Source organism: Rhodopseudomonas palustris, from assembly GCF_007005445.1.
GTDB lineage: Bacteria > Pseudomonadota > Alphaproteobacteria > Rhizobiales > Xanthobacteraceae > Rhodopseudomonas > Rhodopseudomonas palustris_G.
The window spans coordinates 3,367,360-3,390,044 of sequence record NZ_CP041387.1 but is presented as its reverse complement, the minus strand read 5'-3'; the positions used below and the strand labels follow the sequence as shown (position 1 = coordinate 3,390,044).

Genomic DNA, 22,685 nt, shown 5'->3' with positions numbered 1-22,685 from the left:
GGGCTGTGGCGGGCTTGACGCTATCCGGCGCCGATCTATTCTGGAAAGCAGTTGTCGGACATTTCAGCGATAACGGTTTGAAATGATGAGCGCGGCTCTCGATCTCGATGCCGTCCGGGCGTTCGTGCTCATCGTCGAGCACGGCAGCTTCACGCGCGCCGCCGAGGCGCTGGAGACCACGCAGGCCGCTGTCAGCCTGAAGCTGAAGCGCCTCGAAACGCGGCTCGGCCGACGGCTGGTGGAGCGGACGCCGCGCTCGGTGCAGCTGTCCGCGCACGGTGCCGATTTTCTCGGCCACGCCCGCGCGCTCTTGGAGGCGCACGACCGGGCGATGCAGGCCTTCGGCGCGGCGCCGCAGCGCCTCGCACTTGGGATCAGCGATCATGTCGCCGGGCCGGAGCTGCCCGGCCTGATCGCCCGGATGAACGCGCGCGATCCGGCGCAGGCGATCGCCGTGCGCGTCGGCTCGTCGGGCGAGCTGCTGCAGAGCTTCGACCGGCGCGAGCTCGACGCCGTGCTGCTGCGCCTGCACAGCGAGCGCCGCGACGGCAAGGTGGTGGCGCGCGAGCGGTTCGGCTGGTTCGCCGCGCCCGCCTGGCAGCCCCGCGCCAGCGCGCCGCTGCCGATCGTGACGATGGGCGAGCCCTGCGGTGTGCGGGCGCTGGCGGTGCAGCTGCTCGAGCGCCACGGCGCGGCCTATGCCGAAGTCTTCGTTGGCGGCGGCGTGCTGGCGGTGGCGGCTGCGGCGATGGCCGGCCTCGGTATCGCGGCGCTGTCGCCGCGCATGCTGCCGATGGACGCGGTCGATGTCGGGCCAAAGCTCGGGCTGCCCGAGCTGCCGCTTTTGCCGATCGTGCTGCACAGCCGCGTCAAGACCAGTCCCGGCCGCGACGCTGTCGCGGCGCTCGCCGCTGCCTACAAGCAGGCCGTGCGCGGTTGATTGACAAGCGGGCACCTCGACAAGTTGTCGAAAAGGATTCTAGTCCTGCGGGCTGCGATGCGATCGCCGTGTGTGACGACCGCCCATCGTGAGACCGCAATTCAGCCATCGGCGCCGGTCGTTATGGATTCCGGGTTCGCGCTGTGCGCGCCCCGGAATGACAAAGGGGGGGCGGGGCGCGATGCGGCCAAGCCGTCGCCAATCTCACCGCCACCTGTTCACCACCCAGATCGCCCCCCATGCTCCCGCCAGCGTGACGATCATCGTCCCCGCGAGCGCTATGGCCATCACCGGGCCGCCGGCGGCGGCGAGGGACGACGAGCCCTGCACGAACGGGGCGAGCAGCATGGCCACGGCCATGCCGCCGAGCGGGGCGGAGAGGAAGGCGCCGGTGAGGGCGACCGCGATGCTGACGATCCAGCCGAGCGGGCCGCGTTGCCTAGTTTTGGCGTCGTGGATGCCGACCGCCAAGGCGCCGAGCAGGAAGGCCAGTGCGATCGTCATCGGCCCGCCGACGCTGCTCGGCGGAATCGCGCCGGTCGCTTGCAGAAACAGGATGCCGATCACGGCAATCAGCATGATGGTGGGCATGCGGCGCGTCCCGGCTGCTGGGCAGCGCCGCGCAGCTCGCGGCGGCCCATCGGCATGATCAGAATGGGGGCGGAGCCGGTTACGGCGGCGTCCGTCAGCTTCCCACTTTGTCCAGCACGGGGGCACCGGAGTTCAACGCGGCGCGCGCGCGACGCGGAGCGCGGGCGAGTGGCGTGGCAGCCAGGTCTCAGGGGCAGGGTCCGCCGGCCCGGACGTCGCCGCGGCCATTCAGGTCACGGATCGCTGCAGGGAAGCGGCGTTGCGATCTCGGTCTTGATCGTGGCGGTAATGGCTTTCCGGGTTCGTGTCGCTATCCGACGCGAACCGGAATGACGAACGAGCGGCACGGTTCGCGGCCGCGGTGGTTGCGGCCGGCGTTACTTCTTCTTGCCGGTCCCGCCTTGGGTCGGCTGCCAATTGCCGGTCTTCTGGCTCGGCGCGGCGGCGATGGTCTTGACCTTTTCCTTCTTGGGTTTCTTGGCTTCGCGATTACTCTTCTGTTCGCCTTTGGCCATCGTGGTCTCCTGCTGGATGGGGATACGGAAGTGACTTGGTGGCCAGCGCGGAGGCGCGGCATCGCGTGGGCGACTCAAAGCAGCACGCCCGGCGCCGGTCGCTGCACCGTGCGCCTGTTAGGCCCGCCAATCCATCGATTTCGTGCATCAGGCACGATGAGCGCGCAGCCGGTCGTGCCAATCGGCAAAGCTTGAGCCGCCACTACCCATGGAGTCCTGTCATGGCGGTGATGACGATGCGGCCTCCGATGATGCCATCAAGAAGCCGCTCCGCGTCGTCACATTGCAGCTCTCGGCAGGGGGCAGGGCCGCGCAGCGATACCTTGGCTTTTGGCGAAACCGATCCCGACGCGGCCCTGCCACGGCGCCGGCGGTCCGGCGGCCCGCGAATCTACGACCGGAGAAACTGCGCGAACGCCTTCAGCGTGGTTTCCGAGCAGTGGTGCTCCATGCCCTCGGCGTCGGCTTCCGCAGCTTCGGGCGGGACGCCGACGGCGCGCAAGAGATCGACCACCAGCCGATGGCGGGCGTGGGACCGTTCCGCCAGCGCCTGGCCCTGCTCGGTGAGAAACACGCCGCGATAGGGGCGCGAGGTCGCCAGCCCGGCCTTCTTCAATCGCGAAATGGTCTTGATCGCGGTGGCGTGCGAGACGCCGAGGCGGCGTGCAATGTCGGTCGGCCGCGCTTCGCCGGTGCCGGCCAACAGGTCGGCGATCAGTTCGACATAGTCCTCAAGGATCGCGGTCGACTGCGCCGACCGGGCCTTGCCGAAGCGGCGGGCCTGCACCAGTTCGGTCGGCAGATCGGCCGGGGGAGCGTCGTTGCGCTGGGCTTTCCGCGGGACGGCAGGGCTCATTGATTCACGCTCGCGATTGCTGCGATCCGGAAAGCACGAATTCTCGTCGGCGTCAAAATGTAGCCGAGGCAACAATCGGGCATTGACAGTTGCGACTCGTTCTCTACGATGTAGCCAAGGCTACAATATCGGGATTGTGCACCACCGTCGCAAGGCCGGCCGGTGCAGGATGAAACTGCGCGCCGCTCGGCCGCGCTCGGAAGTAAAGGAACGCAGGTGAGACTTCGGATCGACACGGCGAAGCGGTCGCCGGCTCGGACATCGTCATGGGGGCGGATGGTCGTGGCGACCGCATTCGCGGCCGGTGCCGCCGCGGAGATCTCACCGGCCGCCGCGGAGGACGCGCCGTCCTGGCTGTCGTTGCCCGCATCGTCGCTCTTGAGCTTCGCGATGCAGCGCCCCGCGACGGTGCCGGGCACGCACCACGCCGAAGGCGTCGACACCGAGCACATCTTCGGCTTTTCGATGGGCTCCGATATCGGCCAGAAGGGCGAGATCGAGGTCGAGATGGAGAACGTCGGCGGCTTCGGCAAGCGCGACGGCCGCTACGCCACGCTGGGGACGCTGGCCCAGGTCAAGTACACACTCACCGATCGGATTCGCATCGCACCGGGGCTGTCGTTCGGCGGGCAGCGGATCGACGGCGTGTTCGGCCACGACGACCGCCATCACTTCACCTTCAACGGTGCCGCGCTCGAGTTCCGCTACAAGCTGGTCGATCGCAAGGCGGCGCCGTTCGGGCTGACGCTGCACGCGCAGCCGAACTGGTCCCGCGTCGACGAGGCGACAGGCGGCCGGATCGAGCAGTACGGCGGCGAGTTCGCGGCGCTGTTCGACCGCGAGCTGATCGCCGAGCGGCTGTTCGCCGTCTTCAACGTCTGGTACGGCACCGGCGCCACCCGCGAGCGCGCGACCAATCTCTGGGGGCACGACTCCGAACTGCAACTGCACGGCGGCCTGTCCTACGCGTTCGTGCCCGGATTCCTCGCCGGTCTCAATGTCCGCTACCTGCGCGCCTATGACGGCGGCGGGCTCGACCGTTTCGTCGGCGATGCCGTCTATCTCGGGCCGACCTTCTCCTACAACGTCTCGCCGGCATTCGGCATCTCCGGCACCTGGCAGTTTCAGGTCGCGGGCGGCGCCCTGGGCGACCGGCGGCCGCTGAACCTCGATCAGTTCGAGCGCCAGCAGGCGATGCTCCGGCTCAACTGGCACTTCTAGCGACGGGCCCCGCGACGAACACCCGAGCCGCGGCGCGCGACTGCATCAGGATGGACACGGATGAAACTGAAACAGATCGGCAGCGGCTGGGTGCGCAGCGTGGTCGCGGCCGCAGTCGCGGGCGTGCTGCTCGCCGGCCCGTGCCAGGCGCAGGCCCGCAAGCCGTTTCGCGTGGTGACGACCTTCACGGTGATCCAGGACATCGCCCAGAACGTCGCCGGCGACAAGGCGGTTGTGGAATCGATCACCAAGCCCGGCGCCGAGATCCACGACTACCAGCCGACCCCGCTCGACATCGTGCGGGCGCAGGCGGCCGATCTCGTGCTGTGGAACGGCTTCAATCTCGAACGCTGGTTCGAGCGGTTCTTCGAGAATGTGAAGGATGTTCCGAGCGTCGTGGTCACCGAAGGCATCGCCCCGATGGGGATCGCGCAGGGGCCGTACAGCGGCAAGCCCAATCCGCACGCCTGGATGTCGCCGTCCAACGCGCTGATCTATGTCGAGAACATCCGCAAGGCGCTGGTGAAATACGACCCCGCCAACGCGGCCGCCTACGATCAGAACGCCGCCGACTACGCGGCCAGGATCAAGGCGCTCGACGAGCCGCTGCGGCGCCGGCTCGCCGCGATCCCCGAGGACCAGCGCTGGCTGGTGTCGAGCGAAGGCGCGTTCAGCTACCTGACGCGCGATTACCAGATGAAGGAGGCGTTCCTCTGGCCGATCAATGCCGACGAGCAGGGCACGCCGCAGCAGGTGCGCAAGGTGATCGACCTGATGCGCAAGAACAAGATTCCGGTGGTGTTCAGCGAGAGCACGATCTCGGACCGCGCCGCCAAGCAGGTCGCCCGCGAGAGCGGCGCGCGCTACGGCGGCGTGCTCTATGTCGATTCGCTCAGCGCGGCGGGCGGTCCGGTGCCGACCTATCTGGACCTCCTGAAGGTGACCGTCGAAACCATCGCCAAGGGGTTCGGGACATGATCCGGTTCGACCCGGCCGAGGCCCGCGGAGCGGGCGACGCGGTCCCCGGCATCGCGGTGCGCGGTCTCGACGTGACCTATCCGAACGGCTACACGGCCGTGCGCGACGCCTCGTTCACGCTCGGCGCCGGGACGATCTGCGCGCTGGTCGGCGTCAACGGCAGCGGCAAGTCGACGATCTTCAAGGCGATCATGGGGTTCGTGCGGCCGTCGGCCGGCAGCGTGGAGCTGTGCGGGATGCCGGTCGCGCGGGCGCTGAAGCGCAACATCGTCGCCTACGTCCCGCAGAGCGAGGACATCGACTGGAATTTTCCGGTGCTGGTCGAGACCGTGGTGATGATGGGCCGCTACGGCCACATGAACTTCCTGCGGATTCCGTCGCAGGCCGACCGCCGCGCGGTCGACCAGGCCCTGGAACGCGTCGGCATGACGGCCTATCGCGACCGCCAGATCGGCGAGCTCAGCGGCGGCCAGAAGAAGCGTGTGTTTCTCGCCCGCGCGCTGGCGCAGGGCGGCCGGATCGTGCTGCTCGACGAGCCGTTCACCGGCGTCGACGTCAAGACCGAAACCGCGATCATCGATCTGCTGCGCGAGCTGCGCGACGCCGGCCAACTGATCCTGGTCTCGACCCACGATCTCGGCAGCGTTCCGCAGTTCTGCGACCAGGTCGTGCTCGTCAACCGCACCGTGCTGGCGGCCGGGCCGACCGCCGAGACCTTCACCCAGCGCAATCTCGAGCTCGCCTTCGGCGGCGTGCTGCGCAACTTCCAGCTCGGCGGCGCCGACCTGCACAGCGACGACGATCAGCGCCGGCTGACGGTGATCACCGACGACGAACGGCCGCTGGTGTTCTACGACGCCCGGCCCAACCAGCGGCAGGATCAGGAGAGCTGAGATGGCCGAGGGTTCGCTGCTCGCCGAACTGCTGGTGCCGTTCGCCTACGGCTACATGCTGAAGGCGATGTGGGTGAGCGCCCTGGTCGGCGGCGTGTGCGCCTTTCTGTCGGCCTATCTGATGCTGAAGGGCTGGTCGCTGATGGGCGACGCCCTCGGGCACGCGATCGTTCCGGGCGTCGCCGCCGCCTATATCCTCGGCGCGCCCTTCGCGCTCGGCGCGTTCTTCGCCGGCATCCTGGCGGCGGCCGGCATGCAGTTCGTCAAGCTGAAGTCGCGGCTGCGCGAGGACGCGGTGATCGGGCTGGTGTTCACCACGTTGTTCGCGCTCGGTCTGCTGATGGCCTCGATCTGGCCGATGTCGGTGAGCGTGCAGACCATCGTGCTCGGCAACATCCTGGCGATCTCCGATGCCGACGTCGTCCAGGTGGCGATCATCTCCGCAGTGTCGCTGGCGATTCTGGCGCTGAAGTGGAAGGATCTGATGGTGACGTTCTTCGACGAGAGCCACGCCCGCAGCATCGGGCTCGATCCGCGGCGGCTCAAGATCGTGTTCTTCACCCTGCTCAGCGCCTGCACGGTCGCCGCGCTGCAGACGGTCGGCGCCTGTCTGGTGATCGCGCTGGTGGTGACGCCCGGCGCCACCGCCTATCTGCTCACCGATCGGTTCGGCCGGTTGATCCTGATCAGCGTCGCGCTCGGCGCCGTCACCAGCTTCGTCGGCGCCTATCTCAGCTATTTTCTCGACGGTGCCACCGGCGGCGTGATCGTCACGCTGCAGACCCTGCTGTTTCTGGCGGCGTTCTACTTCGCGCCGAAGCACGGGGTGATCGCGGCGCGCCGGCGGCGGCATGCGGCGGCGGGGGTGACGCCGTGAGCGAGGTCGCCGACTGGATCACCGGGCCGCTGGCCTACCCGTTCATGCAGCGCGCGCTGATCGCGTCCGTGATGGTGGCTGCGGTCTGCGCGGTGCTGTCCTGCTATCTGGTGCTGAAGGGCTGGTCGCTGATGGGCGACGCCGTCTCTCACGCGGTGCTGCCCGGCATCGTGGTCGCCTATGTGCTCAACCTGCCGCTGGCGGCCGGGGCGTTCGTGGCCGGCCTGTCCTGCGCGGTGGTCACCGGCTATCTGAAGGAAAACAGCCGCGTCAAGGAAGACACGGTGATGGGCATCGTGTTCTCCGGGATGTTCGGCTTCGGCCTGGTGCTGTTCACCAGGATCGAGACCGACCAGCACCTCAACCACATCCTGTTCGGCAACGTGCTCGGCGTCACGCCGCGCGACCTGATCGAAATCGCGATCGTCGCCGGTGGGACGCTGCTGGCGGTGCTGCTCAAACGCCGCGACCTCTTGCTGTATTGCTTCGACCCCCACCACGCCCGATCCATCGGCCTGCCGGTGAGGGCGCTGTACTACGGACTGCTGGTGCTGCTGGCGTTGACGATCGTCGCGTCGCTGAAGGCGGTCGGCATCATCCTGGTGGTCGCGATGCTGATCGCGCCCGGCGCCACCGCCCATCTGCTCACCGACAGCTTCGAGCGGATGCTGCTGATCGCCGCTGCGGTCGCGACCGGCTCGGCCGCGGTCGGCACGCTCGTCAGCTTCCACATCGACGGCGCCACGGGCGCCTGCATCGTGCTGACGCAGGCGCTGGTGTTCTGCGCGGCGTTCCTGTTCGCACCGAAGCGCGGAATGCTGCGCACCAACCGGGCCGAGGGAGCAAGCCGGTCTGGGCCGGCGGGGTGAGATGCGCGATCATCCGGCCGCCGGCGCTACAGCGCTTCGTATTGCTGATAGATCGCGCGGGCGATGCCGAGCAGGTGGTCGCGGTCGGTCTGCGCCACCACGGCGTAGGACAGCTGGGCGTCGATCCAGGAGAACGCCGCCAATTCTCCGGCGCGTTCGAACCGGAACGAACTCGGCTCGGCGTCGCCGCCCGGCCGCACATACACCGTGACCCGGCGGCCCTGCGCGTCCTCGTACATGAACTGCGCCGCCGGTCCGTTGGTGGCCGGCAGCAGCCGGCCGCCGATCAGCTTCAGCCCGAGCGCGTCGAGCTTCGGCGCGGTCAGTTTTCGGCCGAGCCGGCGCGACAGCCATTGCACCAGATGGGCTTCCTGGTCGGCCGCGACCTCGACCGGATGCGCGACCTCGACCGCATAGGTCCGCCACGCCACCATCGCGGCGTCGGCGACGGGGGCGGCCGCGACGACCGTGGGCACGCGGTGCCAGCGCTCGGACGCCAGCCAGCCGCCGGCGCCGCCGATCACCAGGCACGCCAACGCTGCCGCCACCGCGCCGAACCGCTGGCCGATCCAGGCGCGGCGCTCGCCGCGCAGATGCGCGATGCGGAGCCGTGCCGGGATCGGCTCGGAGGCCACCGCCGACAGCCGGGCGCGCAGATCGTCGCGATCGGCGATCTGGCCGGCGATGCGGCGGGCGGCCTCGGCGTCGGACTCCAGATAGGCTTCGACCTCGGCGCGCCGCGCGGCATCGAGCCGGCCGTCGACATAGGCCTGCAGATCGTCCTCGCTGAGAGGGCGACGGACGGTCATTTCACTCTCCTCAACATGGTGGTGCGGCCCGCCTCGACGCTGTGGCGCAGCGCCTCGCGGGCGCGGCTGAGCCGCGACATGATGGTGCCGACCGGCACGTCGAACACCCGCGCGGCCTGCTCGTAGCTCAATTCCTCGACGCCGATCAGCAGCAGCAGCGAGCGCTGATCTTCCGGCAGATCGTCGAGCCGCGCCAGCGCATCGCGCGCGATCAGGCTGCGCTCCGGGCCGGCGGCGCCGTCGGGAATCGGGCTGCGCGAGTCGAGATCGACCGCGCTTCCGCGCCGGATCGCGCGGCGGCGCTGGTCGAGATAGAGATTGCGTTCGATCGCAAACAGCCAGGCGCGCAGGTCGCCGCCCTGCCGCCGCAAGCGCCAGCGCGTCAGCGCCCGCTCCAGCGTGCTCTGGACGAGATCGTCCGCGGCGTCGCGATCGTGCAGCAGCGCCCGTGCGTAGCGGCGCAGGCTCGGTATCAGCGGCTCGATCTCGGCGGCGATCTCGTCCAAAGCGGTCTCGTGGGATCAGGGCTTGGCGATGTGCCAGGCGCCGTTGAGGAAGCCGTCGCCGGTGGTGTCGCCCGGCTTGGTGTCCTTGGTCCAGGCATACAGCGGCTTGCCCTTGTAGGCCCACTGCTTGGCGCCGTCGTCGCGGGTGATCACGGTCCAGTCGCCGGAGGCCTGCGCGCTCGCCGCAGCCATCAGCGGCGGCCAGTTGGTGGCGCACGGGCCGTTGCAGGCCGACTTGCCGCCGGCGTCCTTGTCGAAGGTGTAGAGTGTCATGCCCTTGTCGTCGACCAGCGCCTTGCCTTTGGCGGTGTCGGCGACCTTGGCAGGTGCGGGCGCTTGCGCGAATGCGGCGGCGGCAAGCACGAGAGCGGATACCAGCGTGAACGTGCGGATCATGTTTCCTCCTTCGGGGTGGGTGGATCCGCAAGCAGAGACGCCACCGCGCGGCGGTTATTCCCGAAGTCTCGGTCACGAGCGCGTGAGGACGAGGCAGCCTGCTATCGTCGGCTCACCGCCACCGGCCGACCAGCGCCAGCGCGCCGATGAACAATGTCTGGCTCGAGCGGCGCTCAGGCGGCGCGACTTCGCGGCGCCGCGGGGGCGCGATCGATCCGGCTGCGATGTTGCAGCCACAGCAGCGCCGCGCCGAACAACGGGATGATGATGTCGGTGTAGAACACAACGCCGGCGTTGCCCGGGGCGAAGTTGTGGTGCGTCACCATCTGATTGATATGACCAACGGCGGCGCCGAGCGTGAACAGGCTGGGGCCGACGATCGCAGCGAGGCGGAGGTCGAAGCTGCGGAAGGCGGCGAGGAAGCCGACGGCGGAGAACCCGAGACTCGCGGTGGCGACTTCGAACTGAAACGGACTGTCGGCCCATCCGATGAACGCCGCCGACATCTTGCCGAAGAAACCGTGCATCACGAAGTTGTAGAAGTAGCAGACGCCGATCGACCAGAACAGGTGCCAGGCCAGCAGCCGGTCGATCACGTCCGGGAATCGCAGCGGCTTCGGCGCGCGCGCGATCGCGACCAGGGCGAACAGCAGGCCGATGACGAGGAAGCTCAGGGAAAAATTCGACAACACGAAGACGATGCTCGCCTTGATCAAGTCCGCCATGCCTCGTTCTCCGTTTGGTGATGAGCGCCGCCGCGTAGCTGACGCGGTTGGATCGGAGCGATGGTAGCACTCATTCGGACAGCAGCCATCAAGCGCGACGACCCGCCGGACGATCACGGGGCGAGTGCGCGTTGCTACGCGGGGAACCGTTCGACGTGGAGTTCGGCGGATCGTTATGATTGCCTCGTCAACTATCGCGCGTGGCGTACGGCGGAGATGATTTTTCGCAATGCGGGATTAGGTTCGCGTTCTGTTTTAAACGCAGTTCGATCAAGACAACCCGGCGGGTTCGTGTCTATAACCCTTGCGCGGCCGTCCGCCCGGGACGGCTGCCAACGACGCCAAGAAACGCAACCAAGAAAAGCCACGAGGAGCACGCCCGCATGCAGACGGCCTACGTCCCCCGCCAGACCCCTTACACGCTCACGCCCGAAGACGCGCTCAACGATCTGCGGATGAGCGAGGCCGTCCGGCCGCTGTACGACCATGTGAAGAAGTTCATCGCCGAGACCGTCGAGCCGATGCAGCACGAGTTCGATATCGCGGAAGCGAAGAATCCGAACCGCTGGTCGTTCAGCCAGGAGCAGCTCGATCTGCTCGGCAAGGCCAAGGCCAAGGCCAAGGAAGAGGGGCTGTGGAACTTCTTCCTGCCCGACGCCGAAACCGGCGAAGGCCTCAGCAATCTCGACTACGCCTATATTGCGGTCGAACTCGGCAAGGCGCCGCTCGCCTCCGAAGTGATGAACTGCTCGGCGCCCGACACCGGCAACATGGAAGTGCTGGAGCGCGTCGGCACCCCTGAGCAGAAAGAGAAGTGGCTCAAGCCATTGTTGAACGGCGAGATCCGCTCCGCCTATGTGATGACCGAGCCGAACGTCGCCTCATCCGACGCCAAGAACGTCTCGACCTCGGCCGTGCTCGACGGCAACGAGTGGGTGATCAACGGCGAGAAGTACTACATCTCCGGTCTCGGCGATCCGCGCTGCAAGATCATGATCGTGATGGTCAAGACCGATCCGACCGCCGCGCCGAGCAAGCAGCAGTCGCAGATCCTGGTGCCGGTCGACACCCCCGGCGTCGAAGTGCTCGGCCCGATGCACGTGTTCGGCCACGACCACGCGCCGCGCGGCCACATGCATATGCGCTTCAACAATGTCCGGGTGCCGAAGGAGAACATCCTGCTCGGCGAAGGCCGCGGCTTCGAGATCTCGCAGCTTCGGCTCGGCCCCGGCCGCATCCATCACTGCATGCGCACCATCGGCAAGGCCGAGAAGGCGCTCGACCTGATGGTGGCGCGCGGCCTGACCCGCGAGGCGTTCGGCAAGAAGCTGGCGCATCTCGGCGGCAACATGCAGATCATCGCGCAGGCGCGCTGCGAGATCGAGGCGATGCGCCTGATGGTGCTGAAGGCCGCCAAGGCGATGGACGTGCTCGGCAACAAGGAAGCGCGCGTCTGGGTCAGCATGGTCAAGGCGATGGTGCCTGAGCGCGCCTGTAAGATCATCGACCAGGCGATCCAGATGCACGGCGCCACCGGCATCTCGCAGTGGACCCCGCTCGCCGAGATGTACACCGACGTCCGCCACCTCCGCTTCGCCGACGGTCCGGACGAAGTGCACTGGATGGTGGTCGGCCGCCACGAGCTGACGCTGTAAGCCACTGCTATCAGCTGAACGACATCAGGGCCGCGGCATTGTCCCCGGCCTTGTTATTTGTGGGATGCGCGGCGCGAGGCCGGCGTCACGACGAACTCACGCCTCAGCGAAACTTCTTCTTCGCCTTCTTCTTGAACGGCGGGTTCTTGGCCGACGGATCGGCGCGGCGGGCCTTGCTGACGTAAGCCGGCTTGTCGCCCTTCGCCTTGCCCGCCTTGAAGCCGTCTTTCTTGAACGGCTTGGCTTTGAAATCGCCCTCGAACGACTCTTTGCCGCGCGGCTTGAAGCCCTTGTCGCTGAAGCTCTTGTCCTTGAATCCCTTGTCCTTGAACCGCGCCGGCTTGCCGCCGCGCGGAGCCTCGTCCTGCGGCGCGCGCTTGCCCGGACGCGGCGCGTCCTGCTCGCGCGGATCGGGCAGCGGTTCGCCGGACAGCGGCGACCACGAGTCGGGGCGCTTGGCGCGGCGCGCCTCGCGATCCGGCTTGCGGTCCGCATCCGGCCGCGGCGGACGCTTGTCCTCGCGCGGCGGGATCGGCTTGGCGCCGATCAGCGGCTCGATCCGGATGTTGTCGTCGTGATCCGGCCGCTTGATCTGCGCCGCGAAGGCGTCCGCGGCGGCGGGCGAGATCTCGAACTCGGTGGTGGTGTCGAGGATGCGGATCGCGCCAATGTCCTGCCGGGTGATGCCGCCGCGGCGGCAGATCATCGGCAGCAGCCAGCGCGCCTCGGCGTTCTTGCGCTTGCCGATCGCGGCGCGAAACCACACGCCGCCCGCCATCGCGTGCTTCTCGCCGGCCTTGGCCGAGCGCTTCCGCGGTGCCTTGTCGCGCGCCTCGTGATCGCGCGGCTCGCGCACCGCCTTGCCGCCGCGCTCGTCGCGGCCGCGGGCCGGCCGTTCGCCGGGATCGAGAATGTCCTCCGGCGCCGGCATCCGCGCCCGCACCACCCTGGCCAGCGCCACCGCGATCTGCTCGGGCGAGCGCTCGGCGAGCAGCGCCTGCGCCAGTGCCTGATCTTCGGCGGTCGGCTCCTCGGTGAACAGCGGGTCCTGCAGCATGCGCTGTTGATCCAGGCTGCGGATCTCGTCGGCCTGCGGCGCGGTGCCCCAGTTCGCTTCGATGCCGGCGAGCTGCAGCAGCAGCTCGGCGCGTCGCCGCCGCGCCGGCGGAACTAACAGGACGCTGATGCCCTTGTTGCCGGCCCGCCCGGTGCGGCCGGAGCGATGCTGCATCACTTCGGCGTCGTTCGGCAGCTCGGCGTGAATAACCAGGCCGAGGTTCGGCAGATCGATGCCGCGCGCCGCGACGTCGGTGGCGACGCAGACCCGGGCGCGGCCGTCGCGCAGCGCATTCAGCGCGCCGGTACGTTCATTCTGGGTGAGTTCGCCGGACAGCGACACCACGGCGAAGCCGCGCTCCAGCAGCGCGGTCTGCAGATGGTTCACCGCGCTCCGGGTGTTGCAGAACACGATCGCGGTCGGGGATTCGACGTAGCGCAGCACGTTGACGACGGCGTGCTCGACGTCGCCCGGCGCAATGCGGATGGCGCGATACTCGATGTCGGCGTGGCCGCCCTCGGCGCCCTCGACCTCGATCCGCATCGCGTCGTGCTGATAGGTCTTGGCCAGCGCGATGATGCCGCGCGGCAGCGTCGCGGAGAACAGCAGCGTGCGGCGGGTCTCGGGCGTGGTCTCGAGGATGAACTCCATGTCCTCGCGGAAGCCGAGATCGAGCATCTCGTCGGCCTCGTCGAGCACCACGGCCTTGAGCTGCGAAACGTCGAGCCGGTTGCGGCGCAGATGGTCGCACAGCCGCCCCGGCGTGCCGACCACGATGTGGGCGCCCTCCGCCAGCTCGCGCTGCTCGCGACGCGGGTCCATGCCGCCGACGCAGGAGACGATGCGGGCGCCGGCGTGGCGATACAGCCAGCTCAGCTCGCGGTGCACCTGCAACGCCAGTTCGCGCGTCGGCGCCACGATCAGCGCCAGCGGCGCCGCGGCGGGCTCGAACTGTTCGGCATCGCCGAGAAGATCGCGCGCGATTGCGAGGCCATAGGCCACGGTCTTGCCGGAGCCGGTCTGCGCCGACACCAACAGGTCGCGGCCAACCGTGTCAGGCGCCAGCACCGCGCTCTGCACCGGCGTCGCCTGGAGATAATTGCGCTCCGCCAGAGCTCGGGCGAGCGGCGGGGGACTGGTCGGGAATGTCACGAACGACGACCTTCTGGGCGATCACGCCGAATGGGAAAATCCCGTCCTGGCTCTTCTGTTTGAGCCTTCGAACGATGCGCCGCCGCGCGCGGCGGGCAATGACGGGAGACCGGCACGCTTTAAGCCATGCCGGGCCAAAGCGCCAATCTTTCGTGCGGGTGGAGACTTGCCGCGCCCGCTGCGACGTTTACGGGGCGTTAACGACACCCCGTAATTGCCCTGGGGGCATTCAGGAGTTGTTGTCTGCCGCTGTGCAACTCATGGTGTAATTCAGTCGCTGGCGCGTCGCGGAGATCGTGACAATGCACAAGAGACGAACCGAGGAAACGTACCCCTGCGCGGGACCGCCGGATGATCCGGGGGAGAGCGCACAGCTACAGCGCGAGCTGGCCGAGGCCAGGCAAGCGCTGGAGACTCTGTACGCCGCGCTCGACAATGTCGACGCAGGCCTCTTGATCCTGAACGAAGAACTGCGTGCGGTTTACAGCAATCCGGTGCTGCACGTGATGTTCAGGGCCAACAGCGCCGAGGAAATCCGGCAGAACCGGCCGCTCTATGCCGAGATGCTGGCGGCGTCCGCACAGGCGGTGGCGGTCGATCTCGACGACTACGTGTCGCGGCGGCTGGCCTGGGTGCAGTCCGGCGATCCGAAGCCGATGGATCTGGCGATGACCGACGGCAAAGCGCTGCGCTGCCATCTCGCGGTGCTGCCGAGCGGCGGCCGGATGCTGATCTACAGCGACGTCACCGACATCGTCCGCAACGCCGAGGAGCTGGAACGGCTGGCGACAACCGACGGCATGACAGGGGTTTACAACCGCCGCCATTTCCTGACGCTGGCCGACCGCGAATGGGCGCGCGCCCGCCGCTACCAGCGGCCGATGTCGTTTCTGATGATCGACATCGATTACTTCAAGGCGATCAACGACGGCTTCGGCCATCAGGTCGGCGACGAAATGATCGTTCACCTCGCCAGGCTGGCGCGCGACTGCAAGCGGGATTGCGACGTGCTGGCGCGGCTCGGCGGCGAGGAGTTCGCGCTGCTGCTGCCGGAGACTGATCTGGCGCAGGCCCAGGTTGTGGCCGAGCGCCTGCGCCGCGAGGTCGCCGCCAACGCGCTGGTGGTGGCGTCGCGCAGCATTCCGGCCACCGTCAGCATCGGCGTCGCCACCGCGCTGCCGGGGATGGACGACGTCTCCGAGCTGATGAAGGCCGCCGACCAGGCGCTGTACGACGCCAAACATGCTGGCCGCAACCGCGTCATCTGCCGCGCCGCGCACGACGCCGCACCGAGCCTGGTGCCGGACCTTCCAGCTCACTGCCGGCCGCCGGTGACCGGGAACGGCGACATTGTCACAAGCTCGAGGCTCGCGCGTTCTCGATAGCCTCCTGAAGACGCTCTCGCGATGGAGCCGCCAGCCGCTCGATGTCGAGAAGCCGGGCATAGACCAGCGGCGGGTCGTCTTCATCGAGGGCGTGCGCGTGCGTCAGGATAAAATCGACCAGCTCCGCCAGCGCGATTTCGGCCAGAGGTCGGCGGTGATCCGGCCCGTGAGGTCTTCGAAACGCGAGACGCTCGGCCACCGTGCCGGGCAGCCACAAAAACGAACCGGGCGTTTCGTCCGTCCGATGGTAGTTCTCAAGGTGACGTGACACCTGATCGCGAATTCGTGCGCCCGTCCGCGACCAGCCGTGCGCCCTTGCGATTCGCTGCGCCAGCACGTCCTCCCGCACCGGAGCTTCGGCGGCCATCACCGCGTCGATCATCGCCTCGATCGTCGGTCGGTACGAGAATTCGAAAAACCGTTCCGCCTCTGCCTTGAAGCCTGACAGGTCGACGATACGAAACGTCGCGCGCACCTCGGGGAAGGGGGCAAGCGAGGCAATCCGTACCTCGCCCGCTGACCCCGCCGGCGGTCGAGGCACAGGGCTCTCGGTTCCGCCGGAGGCCTCGTTGTCACCGTCCGCCGGACTGCCAGCTTGCTGCGGGGCCGGGGTGCTCGCAACAAGGTCGATACCTTCCGGGAAATCGGTCTCCGTCTCGCTCTCCGAATTGTCGGAGTTTGCGGTCGCTGCGCCATCGGAACGGCTTGCCGCCAAAAGATCGTTCAAGGCCGCATGGATACGCTCGATCGCATCGGCAGCGCTGAACCACCAGTCGGTCGACCAGATCCGCAGGATATTCCAGCCCAAACCGCGCAGCACCTGCTCGCGCACCTTGTCGCGATCGCGGGCGGTGGCTGAACTATGATAGGTGGCGCCGTCGCATTCGATGCCGGCGAGATACAGCCCGGCGTGATCGGGATGGCGGATGCCGAGGTCGATACGGAATCCGGAGACGCCGACCTGCGTCGCCACCTGCCAGCCGCGCGCTTGAAGCGCGGTTGCCACCGCTTGCTCGAACGGAGACTCGACGCCGCCGAGCGATCCCTCATCCTGAGCGGGCAGGGCGATCGCACCGCGCGACGCGTAGTCTAGAAACGCCTTGAGGTGACGTACACCGACCGCCTTGCTGCGATCGAGATCGATGTCGTCGGCACGGATGCCGGAGAATACTCTCAGTTCGGTTCGCGCGCGTGTGACCGCGACGTTCAGCCGCCGCTCGCCGCCGTCGTTGTTGATCGCACCGAAATTCATCGGCAGCTTTCCGGCCGCATCGCGGCAGAAGGTGATCGAGAAGTAGATCACGTCGCGCTCGTCGCCTTGGATGTTCTCGAGGTTCTTGACGATCACCGGCTCAATCCGGTCATCAGAGAAGAACCATTCGAGGTCGGGCTCCGCGCGGCAAACTTCGTCGAGCAGATCCTGAATCAGCGCCTGTTGTTGGGCATTGAACGTAATCACTCCTATGGTCGGGCGCTCGGCCTCCGGCAAGGCGAGCCAGCTCTTCAGCTTGATGCGGATGTCGGCGGCGATCGCGCGAGCCTCTTCGCGATTGGTCCGGCTCTTGCCCCGATCATAGATTCCGGTCGGAACCAAGTTCAGCGAGACTGCGCGATCCTCCGTCACCGGACTCGGGAAGGTGACGAGATGATTGTCGTAGTAGTGCCAGTTGGAGAACGCGATCAAGGACTCGTGACGGCTTCGATAGTGCCATCGCAGGTGACGGACAGGAAGCCCTGAGGCGCGTGTCTCGTCGAGAATGCTCTCGAGGTCCCGATCGAATTCGGGCACGCTGTCGTCCTGATCGTCGGCGCGGCCAAAGAAGTTCGTTGGCGGCAGTTGCTTGGGATCGCCGACGATGATGGTCTGCCGGCCGCGGGCAATCGCTCCGACCGCGTCCCAGGTGGCGATCTGCGACGCCTCGTCGAAGATCACGATGTCGAACAGCGCCTGATCGGGTGGCAGATACTGCGCGATCGAAAGCGGTGACATCAGCACGCACGGCGCGAGCCTGCTGAAGCTCTCCGGCATCGCGGCGATCATCTCCCGGATCGAGCGACTGGGGCGCTTCAGGCCCATCTGGTGGCGCAATTGCCCAAGCTCCGACTGCCGCGGCACTGCCTCCGACGCCGGAAGGCCGTGCGCCAGTGTGCTGACGATCTTGTCGCTGGCGTGCGCGCGGACCAGATCGTCGACGGCTCTGAAGTCTTCGACCGCATTCTCGTGGGCGAAGCGGCGGAAACTCCGCAATTCCTTGCTATCGTCGATCGCCAGCGGAAGCCACCAGCGGGCGTAGCCGAGCCGGAAGGCTGATACGCTGCGGTCGGTCGGCACCGCGCCGTTCTCGATGTCTTCCACCAAGGGAAGCAGCCCGCGCGCGATGGCGCGCTTGCGAACCGAACACCACGAAGACCAGTCGCGAAACAGCGAGCGGGCCTGCTGAATTTCATCCATCTGCCGAACGATGGTGCCGAGACAGTCCTCGTGCTCGCGTTCGAGCGGAACGCCGGCAATCGCCTCGAAGCCGACGATGCATTCCTGAAGCTCGTGGTAGCGGGCCAGATAATCCTTGGCGGCCGAAAGTTGCGGCTGGTTGACTTGTCCCTTCAGATTGGCGGCGATGCTGGCCGCAACCCTCTGCACGTCGCCTGCGAACTCCCCGAGCTGAACCAGCGAAGTGCGCAGGCGCTCCGCTTTCTCCAGATGGTTCGTCAGCGCCTTGCAGTCGGTGTCGAGGCCGTTGAAGGCCAGCGGAGTCTCGGCGACGGCATTGCCGCGGATCGATTGGAGCCTTGCTTGTAGATCGCGGAGCAGCCCGATGTCGGTGCCTGGGTCCGCCGTCTTGGTGCCGGCGTAGGATCCGAGCAGCCGCTTCACGCGTCGCGTTCCGAGCCAGGATTTCGGCCACATGGCGGCCTTCGCTTCGTGCCAATCGCGCTCGATATCGGCGATCGGAATGCGGGCCACGGTGTCTGGTGCGTAGCGGGCCGACAGCTTGGTTTCACTGTGGCGGTAGGCCGAGATCGCCGTTTCGAGCTCGGCCAGCGCGCGTGCCAGCGCGGAGAAGTCGCGATGCAGAATGATCGTGTGATCTTCGCCTGACGTCGCGATCAGATCCTTCGCGAGTTCAGCGAAGTACTTCAAGCCGTCCGCGCGGCAGTCCTTGAGATTGTCGAGCCCGAGGCGGGGACTGATTGCCGTCAGTGCAGCGTGTGCCGCTGCCGCCGCCGTCGCGAGGGCTCGTGCTGCCCCGAGCAGTTTTTCCTGCCAGGCATTGGTCCACTCCTCGACATGCAGCAGGCGCAGGACGGGCCGGACCTTCACGGCTGAATAGGTCCGCCCGAGTTCGGTGGCCAGATCTTCCAGCTCGCGGTAGCCCTGAGCGTCGTGAGCGTTCTTGCTTGGCCACTCGAACTTCGGCGCGTAGTCGTCTTGTCCGAGAGTCGCGATGCCGATTGCGGCGTAGGGCGTCAGTCCATTCGGCGACTGGCGATGCAGCGCGTCGACATAGGCGTTCAACTCGTCGCGACGGATTTGCAGACGATGATTGAGCGTCACCCATTCGGTTTCGCGTTTGGCCGCTCGCTTTTCCCACGAGTTCTTCAGTTGGCCGAAGAAGTGCTTGCGGTCCGCCTTGCTGGAATGCAGCTCGAGGCAGTGGTCGCCGAGCCGATGTTCGCGCAGCCGTCGATACACGACGTCGAGAGCCGCTGTCTTCTCGGCGACGAACAGCACGGTCTTGCCGGCCGCCAGGCACATCGCGATCATATTGGCGATCGTTTGGCTCTTGCCGGTGCCGGGCGGTCCGATGATGACGAAGTCCCGCCCCTGTGCGGCAGCGAGGCATGCGGCGATTTGAGACGAGTCCGCCGGAAGCGGCAGCACCAAATCGGCCGAGGCGAATTGCCGGTCGATATCGGCTGCATCCGGAAATGGCTGGTCAGCGCCGTCGAGAATCCGATCGGGATTGTCGATCAGGTGTTTGACAACACGATTCTGCCGCAGCGCCGCGACGCGGTCGGTGAGATCCTTCCACATCAGGTACTTGGCGAACGAGAAGGTCGACAGCGCGATATCATCGACGACTTCGAAGCCCGGAACGTCGCGGACCGCGCGGCGGATGCTGTCGAGTACCTTGGAGACGTCGATGCCCTTGTCGTCCTGCGGGAGTCCGCCGCGAAAATCCGGAAGCGAAAGGTCGAAATCCCGCTTCAGAAACTGCAGCAAGGTGGCGTTCAGTTGGGGCTCGTCTTCGTGGAATTTCAGGCGGAAGCGGTCGGATGCTCCCGACCGCTCGAGCTTCACCGGCAGCAACAGCAGCGGGGCGCGATAGACCCTCTCGTCGGTCGGCGTCTTCTTCCATTTCAGGATTCCGACCGCGAGATACAGCGTATTGGTGCCACCTTCGGTGAGATCGTTCCTGGCTTGGCGATACAGATCAGTCAGGCGGGCGGAGAGCTCCTTGGCTTCGAGCTTCGACGAGAGTTCGTCTCGCTTCAGTGCTTCGGCCGCGAAGGTCCGGTGCAGGTCGTCGCCGCGCCGATCGCGATGCAGCGAAGGGTCTCGATCGCCTAGCGGATTTTGCTGCGGAAGCGAGATGATCTTGATCGCGGTCCCTTCGGCGAGTCGATCTTCAAGGTCGGCGACGTCGGGGCAAAGGAAGGGGATGGCTCGTTTGCCTTCCGAGAAGTTCAACAGTCGGTTGCGCAGCGACAGATCGAGTAGCCGTGATCGCCACCGCTCGATGCGTCCCTCGGGCGTGGTCGGCTTCTCGTCGGCCAGATCGGTCGGCATGAGAATGTCGGGCTCGGCCGGTAGAGGGAGTTCAGCGGGCGTATCCGTCTCGTCGGCCGCTGTTTCCATGCGCGGCGCGTGCGAGGCCAATGGCAGGATGCCGGAAGAGCGCGATCGCGCGACGTCGACTGCCGCGGCGAAGGCTTGGGGCGAATCTTCCTTGAGTTTGTCCTCGCCTACTTTCCTGGCCTGCTCGAACGTCATGGCAGGTCGGTGCGTGACTCCTGTCGTTTCGAATACGACGAGCTCATGCGCGGCGATGGCTTTGCGAAGCTCGCTAACGTCGCCTTCGATCGTGTTCGGCAGAGTTCGCTTGACCAGCCACACGCCGGCAAACGCATGTCCGTCGAGCAATACGGTCACCGCATTCAGCCCGACCGCTTCCAGCGCCGCGGCGAACAGAAGTGTGAAGTCCAGGCAGGTCCCGAGCTGATCCTGGATCAGCTTGCTGGGCCCACGGATCTTCTGCCCCCGTCTTTCGAAACTGGCGGGCGGCTCGGCGTAGTGAATTCCGAGTGCCGCGATTGCCGAATAAACTGCTGCCGCCAGCATGTAGGCGCGCTTCGGATCGTTGCTTTGGTACCCGTCCAGGGCCGAGGAGTGGCCGTGCGAGGCAAGGCGCTCGGCGGCCGATCGCAGCACCCTGTGGATGGCCGGATCGTTCGGCATGACGAACGCCGGAAGTAGCTGTGCCATGTCGGACACGCCGCCCCATTCGTCACGAGCCAGCAGCCGCACCGGCACGATGGTCTCGGCGACCACGGCGTCGGCTTGCAGGAGTCGCAATCTGATGTCGCCGGCTTCGGCTTCATCGAGCCCCGCCAGATAAGACGGGTCCAGATCCACGCGCCTGTCGCCGAGCGCGTGGTTGTCGCCCGCGAAGACCCGGTCGATCGTCCAGGTCTTCGCCCGGAGGAACGCGGGACTCGAGGTCAGCTCCAGACGAAGATTCTCGATCGGGTCCGGGCTCGCATTGGCGATCGATATCGCCCGGATCACCGGGATCGAGTTCTGATGCGAGGCGAACGTGAATTTCTCCGCCAGATTGGCCACGATCTCGATCGCTGCGGCTTGCGCTCGCGAACACACATTTTCAGCCGCTGGATCGGCCAAGTCACCTTCAGACGTCATCACAAAACACCGCTCTTTAGTGCAATCATTGCGGCACCAAAGTCCGATCACAAGCAGAGATTGAAGAGCAAGTCTATTTGCTGTGCCCCGATCGGCGGATTTTCCAGAGCATTTGCCGGCCGATCCAGTCCCGAACAGCGGCCGTGGCGTGCCGCTGGCTGCTGTCGCGATCACCACGACCGACTGAAGAAGCATCGACCGCTCCGGCCTCGTCACGTGATCAGCCGCCACACCTGGCGGGCCATTGCTGCTATGCAGCCGTCATGGACAGCAGCGAATCGTAACCGGCGCCCTCGGCGGGCGGATTGTTGGAGCCGTAATGACCCGACCGCAGCCTTTCGTGATCGGCGCCACCGGGATGGTCGGCGGTGCGATTCTTCGGCGGTTGATCGCGGAGGGCGCGCAGCCGGTGGGGCTGTCGCGTCAGGAGCGGCAGCCGGGGGATGGCGTGCGCTGGGTTGCGGGGGATCTTGCCGATCTCGGCGGCGTCGCGCTGCCGCCGATCGATGTGGTGTTCGCGACCGCGCCGGTCGGGCGGGTGGCAGATGCGGTGCCGGCGCTGGCGGCAGCCGGGATGAGCCGGCTGGTGGTGTTCACCTCGACCAGCATCGAAACCAAATGGGATACGCCCGATCCCGACGAGCGCGCCTTCATTCGCGATTGGGGCGCCGGCGAAGCGCGCGTGATCGCGGCCTGCGCGGCCCATGGTGTGGGTTGCACGGTGCTGCGGCCGACGCTGATCTATCTCGAAGGCCGCGACCGCAATGTCAGCCGTATCGCCGGGCTGATCCGGCGCTTCCGGTTCTTCCCGCTGATGGCGGGCGGCGAAGGGCTGCGACAGCCGGTGCATGCCGACGATCTTGCCGCCGCCGCGGTCGCCGCCGCCGAGCGGCCGCAAGCGATCGGCAAGATCTACAATCTGCCGGGCGGCGAGACCCTGAGCTATCGCGAGATGGTCGGCCGGATCTTCGACGGGCTCGGGCTGCCGCGCATCATCGTGCCAGTGCCGGATTGGGTATGGCGGATGATCCTGCCGGTTGCGGTCAAGGTGCTGCCCGGGCTGTCGGCCACGATGGCGACCCGGATGGCCAAGGACATGACCTTCGACGCCGGCCCGGCTGCCGCTGACCTCGGCTTCCGGCCCCGTCCGTTCCGTCCGCGGTTTCGATCCTGAACTACTGATTGGCGGCGTTTGCGGCGATTGCGATCGGTGGCTGGCCGCGCCAGCTCAGGCCGCCGGCATTCTGTGCGGTGGCCAGAAACACCACCATCGCGATCCACACCAAAAGATATCTTCCAAGGTCGGACATCATGGCGGCAGCTCCCGATCAGCTCCG

Annotated in this window: 19 protein-coding genes; 9 read left to right on the top strand and 10 right to left on the bottom strand. The window is 66.9% G+C overall.

The genetic code is table 11. The annotated features are described in order from the left end of the window. Positions 1-82: 82 nt before the first annotated feature. Positions 83-940, top strand: a complete 858-nt coding sequence (locus FLL57_RS15470) for a LysR family transcriptional regulator (protein ID WP_013503928.1) — start codon at positions 83-85, stop codon at positions 938-940. Between the two features lie 204 nt (positions 941-1,144). On the opposite strand, the gene FLL57_RS15465 is transcribed toward FLL57_RS15470, so the two are convergent. The 3 genes from FLL57_RS15465 to mntR form a co-directional block, all read right to left on the bottom strand. Next, the gene (locus tag FLL57_RS15465) at positions 1,145-1,531 is read right to left on the bottom strand and encodes a hypothetical protein (RefSeq protein ID WP_013503927.1); all 387 of its coding nucleotides are present in this window, start codon (positions 1,529-1,531) and stop codon (positions 1,145-1,147) included. A gap of 377 nt (positions 1,532-1,908) precedes the next feature. Beyond that, positions 1,909-2,046 (bottom strand): hypothetical protein, encoded by a 138-nt coding sequence (locus tag FLL57_RS23375; RefSeq protein WP_013503926.1) that lies wholly within the window; start codon positions 2,044-2,046, stop codon positions 1,909-1,911. Positions 2,047-2,437: 391 nt separating this feature from the next. After that, on the bottom strand, positions 2,438-2,902 hold the full coding sequence (gene mntR, locus FLL57_RS15460) for a manganese-binding transcriptional regulator MntR (RefSeq protein WP_013503925.1): 465 nt from the start codon (positions 2,900-2,902) through the stop codon (positions 2,438-2,440). Between the two features lie 276 nt (positions 2,903-3,178). On the opposite strand from mntR, the gene FLL57_RS15455 reads away from it, so the two are divergent. Genes FLL57_RS15455 through FLL57_RS15435 form a run of 5 tightly spaced genes read left to right on the top strand, consistent with a single transcriptional unit; the run spans position 3,179 to position 7,740 of the window. Then, positions 3,179-4,123, top strand: coding sequence for a hypothetical protein (locus FLL57_RS15455; protein WP_142884227.1), 945 nt, complete (start codon positions 3,179-3,181; stop codon positions 4,121-4,123). Positions 4,124-4,183: 60 nt separating this feature from the next. After that, positions 4,184-5,101, top strand: coding sequence for a metal ABC transporter substrate-binding protein (locus FLL57_RS15450; RefSeq protein WP_142883337.1), 918 nt, complete (start codon positions 4,184-4,186; stop codon positions 5,099-5,101). Next, on the top strand, positions 5,098-5,994 hold the full coding sequence (locus FLL57_RS15445) for a manganese/iron ABC transporter ATP-binding protein (RefSeq protein WP_142883336.1): 897 nt from the start codon (positions 5,098-5,100) through the stop codon (positions 5,992-5,994). The genes FLL57_RS15450 and FLL57_RS15445 overlap by 4 nt, the downstream gene beginning before the upstream one ends. Before the next feature lies 1 nt (position 5,995). After that, positions 5,996-6,871, top strand: a complete 876-nt coding sequence (locus FLL57_RS15440) for a metal ABC transporter permease (RefSeq protein ID WP_142883335.1) — start codon at positions 5,996-5,998, stop codon at positions 6,869-6,871. Then, positions 6,868-7,740 carry a metal ABC transporter permease gene (locus FLL57_RS15435; protein ID WP_142883334.1) on the top strand — a complete coding sequence of 291 codons (873 nt, stop codon included), beginning with the start codon at positions 6,868-6,870 and terminating at the stop codon, positions 7,738-7,740. The genes FLL57_RS15440 and FLL57_RS15435 overlap by 4 nt, the downstream gene beginning before the upstream one ends. A gap of 26 nt (positions 7,741-7,766) precedes the next feature. Here the strand turns inward: FLL57_RS15435 and FLL57_RS15430 are convergent, their stop codons facing one another. The 4 genes from FLL57_RS15430 to FLL57_RS15415 all read right to left on the bottom strand — a co-directional run bounded on the left by FLL57_RS15430 (position 7,767) and on the right by FLL57_RS15415 (position 10,176). Beyond that, positions 7,767-8,549, bottom strand: coding sequence for an anti-sigma factor family protein (locus FLL57_RS15430; RefSeq protein WP_142883333.1), 783 nt, complete (start codon positions 8,547-8,549; stop codon positions 7,767-7,769). Continuing rightward, complete coding sequence (locus tag FLL57_RS15425) at positions 8,546-9,055, bottom strand: RNA polymerase sigma factor (RefSeq protein WP_047308535.1); 510 nt, start codon at positions 9,053-9,055, stop codon at positions 8,546-8,548. Before FLL57_RS15425 ends, FLL57_RS15430 begins: the two co-directional genes overlap by 4 nt. A gap of 15 nt (positions 9,056-9,070) precedes the next feature. Next, positions 9,071-9,451: a COG4315 family predicted lipoprotein gene (locus FLL57_RS15420; protein ID WP_142883332.1), complete on the bottom strand. Its 381-nt coding sequence runs from the start codon at positions 9,449-9,451 to the stop codon at positions 9,071-9,073. Between the two features lie 173 nt (positions 9,452-9,624). Beyond that, positions 9,625-10,176: a DUF6790 family protein gene (locus FLL57_RS15415; RefSeq protein WP_142883331.1), complete on the bottom strand. Its 552-nt coding sequence runs from the start codon at positions 10,174-10,176 to the stop codon at positions 9,625-9,627. Between the two features lie 383 nt (positions 10,177-10,559). On the opposite strand from FLL57_RS15415, the gene FLL57_RS15410 reads away from it, so the two are divergent. After that, entirely contained in the window at positions 10,560-11,831 is a 1,272-nt protein-coding gene (locus FLL57_RS15410) for an acyl-CoA dehydrogenase family protein (RefSeq protein ID WP_142883330.1), read from the top strand. Positions 11,832-11,934: 103 nt separating this feature from the next. Here FLL57_RS15410 and FLL57_RS15405 read toward each other — a convergent pair whose 3' ends face one another. After that, on the bottom strand, positions 11,935-14,040 hold the full coding sequence (locus tag FLL57_RS15405) for a DEAD/DEAH box helicase (protein ID WP_142883329.1): 2,106 nt from the start codon (positions 14,038-14,040) through the stop codon (positions 11,935-11,937). A 302-nt stretch (positions 14,041-14,342) separates the two neighbouring features. Between FLL57_RS15405 and FLL57_RS15400 the strand changes: the two genes are divergently transcribed. Next, positions 14,343-15,425: a sensor domain-containing diguanylate cyclase gene (locus FLL57_RS15400; protein ID WP_142883328.1), complete on the top strand. Its 1,083-nt coding sequence runs from the start codon at positions 14,343-14,345 to the stop codon at positions 15,423-15,425. Here FLL57_RS15400 and FLL57_RS15395 read toward each other — a convergent pair. Continuing rightward, positions 15,394-21,348: a DUF3320 domain-containing protein gene (locus FLL57_RS15395; protein ID WP_013503912.1), complete on the bottom strand. Its 5,955-nt coding sequence runs from the start codon at positions 21,346-21,348 to the stop codon at positions 15,394-15,396. The genes FLL57_RS15400 and FLL57_RS15395 overlap by 32 nt on opposite strands. A gap of 319 nt (positions 21,349-21,667) precedes the next feature. Here FLL57_RS15395 and FLL57_RS15390 point away from each other — a divergent pair, with 319 nt between their 5' ends. Then, complete coding sequence (locus FLL57_RS15390) at positions 21,668-22,522, top strand: NAD-dependent epimerase/dehydratase family protein (RefSeq protein WP_013503911.1); 855 nt, start codon at positions 21,668-21,670, stop codon at positions 22,520-22,522. 1 nt (position 22,523) lies between these two features. Here the strand turns inward: FLL57_RS15390 and FLL57_RS23370 are convergent, their stop codons facing one another. After that, entirely contained in the window at positions 22,524-22,661 is a 138-nt protein-coding gene (locus tag FLL57_RS23370) for a hypothetical protein (protein ID WP_013503910.1), read from the bottom strand. Positions 22,662-22,685: the final 24 nt, after the last annotated feature.

Bases quoted from the DNA above. Each gene is read 5' to 3' on its own strand.
- FLL57_RS15470 (WP_013503928.1), top strand. From the start codon at position 83: ATGATGAGCGCGGCTCTCGATCTCGATGCCGTCCGGGCGTTCGTGCTC.
- FLL57_RS15465 (WP_013503927.1), bottom strand. From the start codon at position 1,531: ATGCCCACCATCATGCTGATTGCCGTGATCGGCATCCTGTTTCTGCAA.
- FLL57_RS23375 (WP_013503926.1), bottom strand. From the start codon at position 2,046: ATGGCCAAAGGCGAACAGAAGAGTAATCGCGAAGCCAAGAAACCCAAG.
- mntR (WP_013503925.1), bottom strand. From the start codon at position 2,902: ATGAGCCCTGCCGTCCCGCGGAAAGCCCAGCGCAACGACGCTCCCCCG.
- FLL57_RS15455 (WP_142884227.1), top strand. From the start codon at position 3,179: ATGGTCGTGGCGACCGCATTCGCGGCCGGTGCCGCCGCGGAGATCTCA.
- FLL57_RS15450 (WP_142883337.1), top strand. From the start codon at position 4,184: ATGAAACTGAAACAGATCGGCAGCGGCTGGGTGCGCAGCGTGGTCGCG.
- FLL57_RS15445 (WP_142883336.1), top strand. From the start codon at position 5,098: ATGATCCGGTTCGACCCGGCCGAGGCCCGCGGAGCGGGCGACGCGGTC.
- FLL57_RS15440 (WP_142883335.1), top strand. From the start codon at position 5,996: ATGGCCGAGGGTTCGCTGCTCGCCGAACTGCTGGTGCCGTTCGCCTAC.
- FLL57_RS15430 (WP_142883333.1), bottom strand. From the start codon at position 8,549: ATGACCGTCCGTCGCCCTCTCAGCGAGGACGATCTGCAGGCCTATGTC.
- FLL57_RS15420 (WP_142883332.1), bottom strand. From the start codon at position 9,451: ATGATCCGCACGTTCACGCTGGTATCCGCTCTCGTGCTTGCCGCCGCC.
- FLL57_RS15415 (WP_142883331.1), bottom strand. From the start codon at position 10,176: ATGGCGGACTTGATCAAGGCGAGCATCGTCTTCGTGTTGTCGAATTTT.
- FLL57_RS15410 (WP_142883330.1), top strand. From the start codon at position 10,560: ATGCAGACGGCCTACGTCCCCCGCCAGACCCCTTACACGCTCACGCCC.
- FLL57_RS15400 (WP_142883328.1), top strand. From the start codon at position 14,343: ATGCACAAGAGACGAACCGAGGAAACGTACCCCTGCGCGGGACCGCCG.
- FLL57_RS15395 (WP_013503912.1), bottom strand. From the start codon at position 21,348: ATGACGTCTGAAGGTGACTTGGCCGATCCAGCGGCTGAAAATGTGTGT.
- FLL57_RS15390 (WP_013503911.1), top strand. From the start codon at position 21,668: ATGACCCGACCGCAGCCTTTCGTGATCGGCGCCACCGGGATGGTCGGC.
- FLL57_RS23370 (WP_013503910.1), bottom strand. From the start codon at position 22,661: ATGATGTCCGACCTTGGAAGATATCTTTTGGTGTGGATCGCGATGGTG.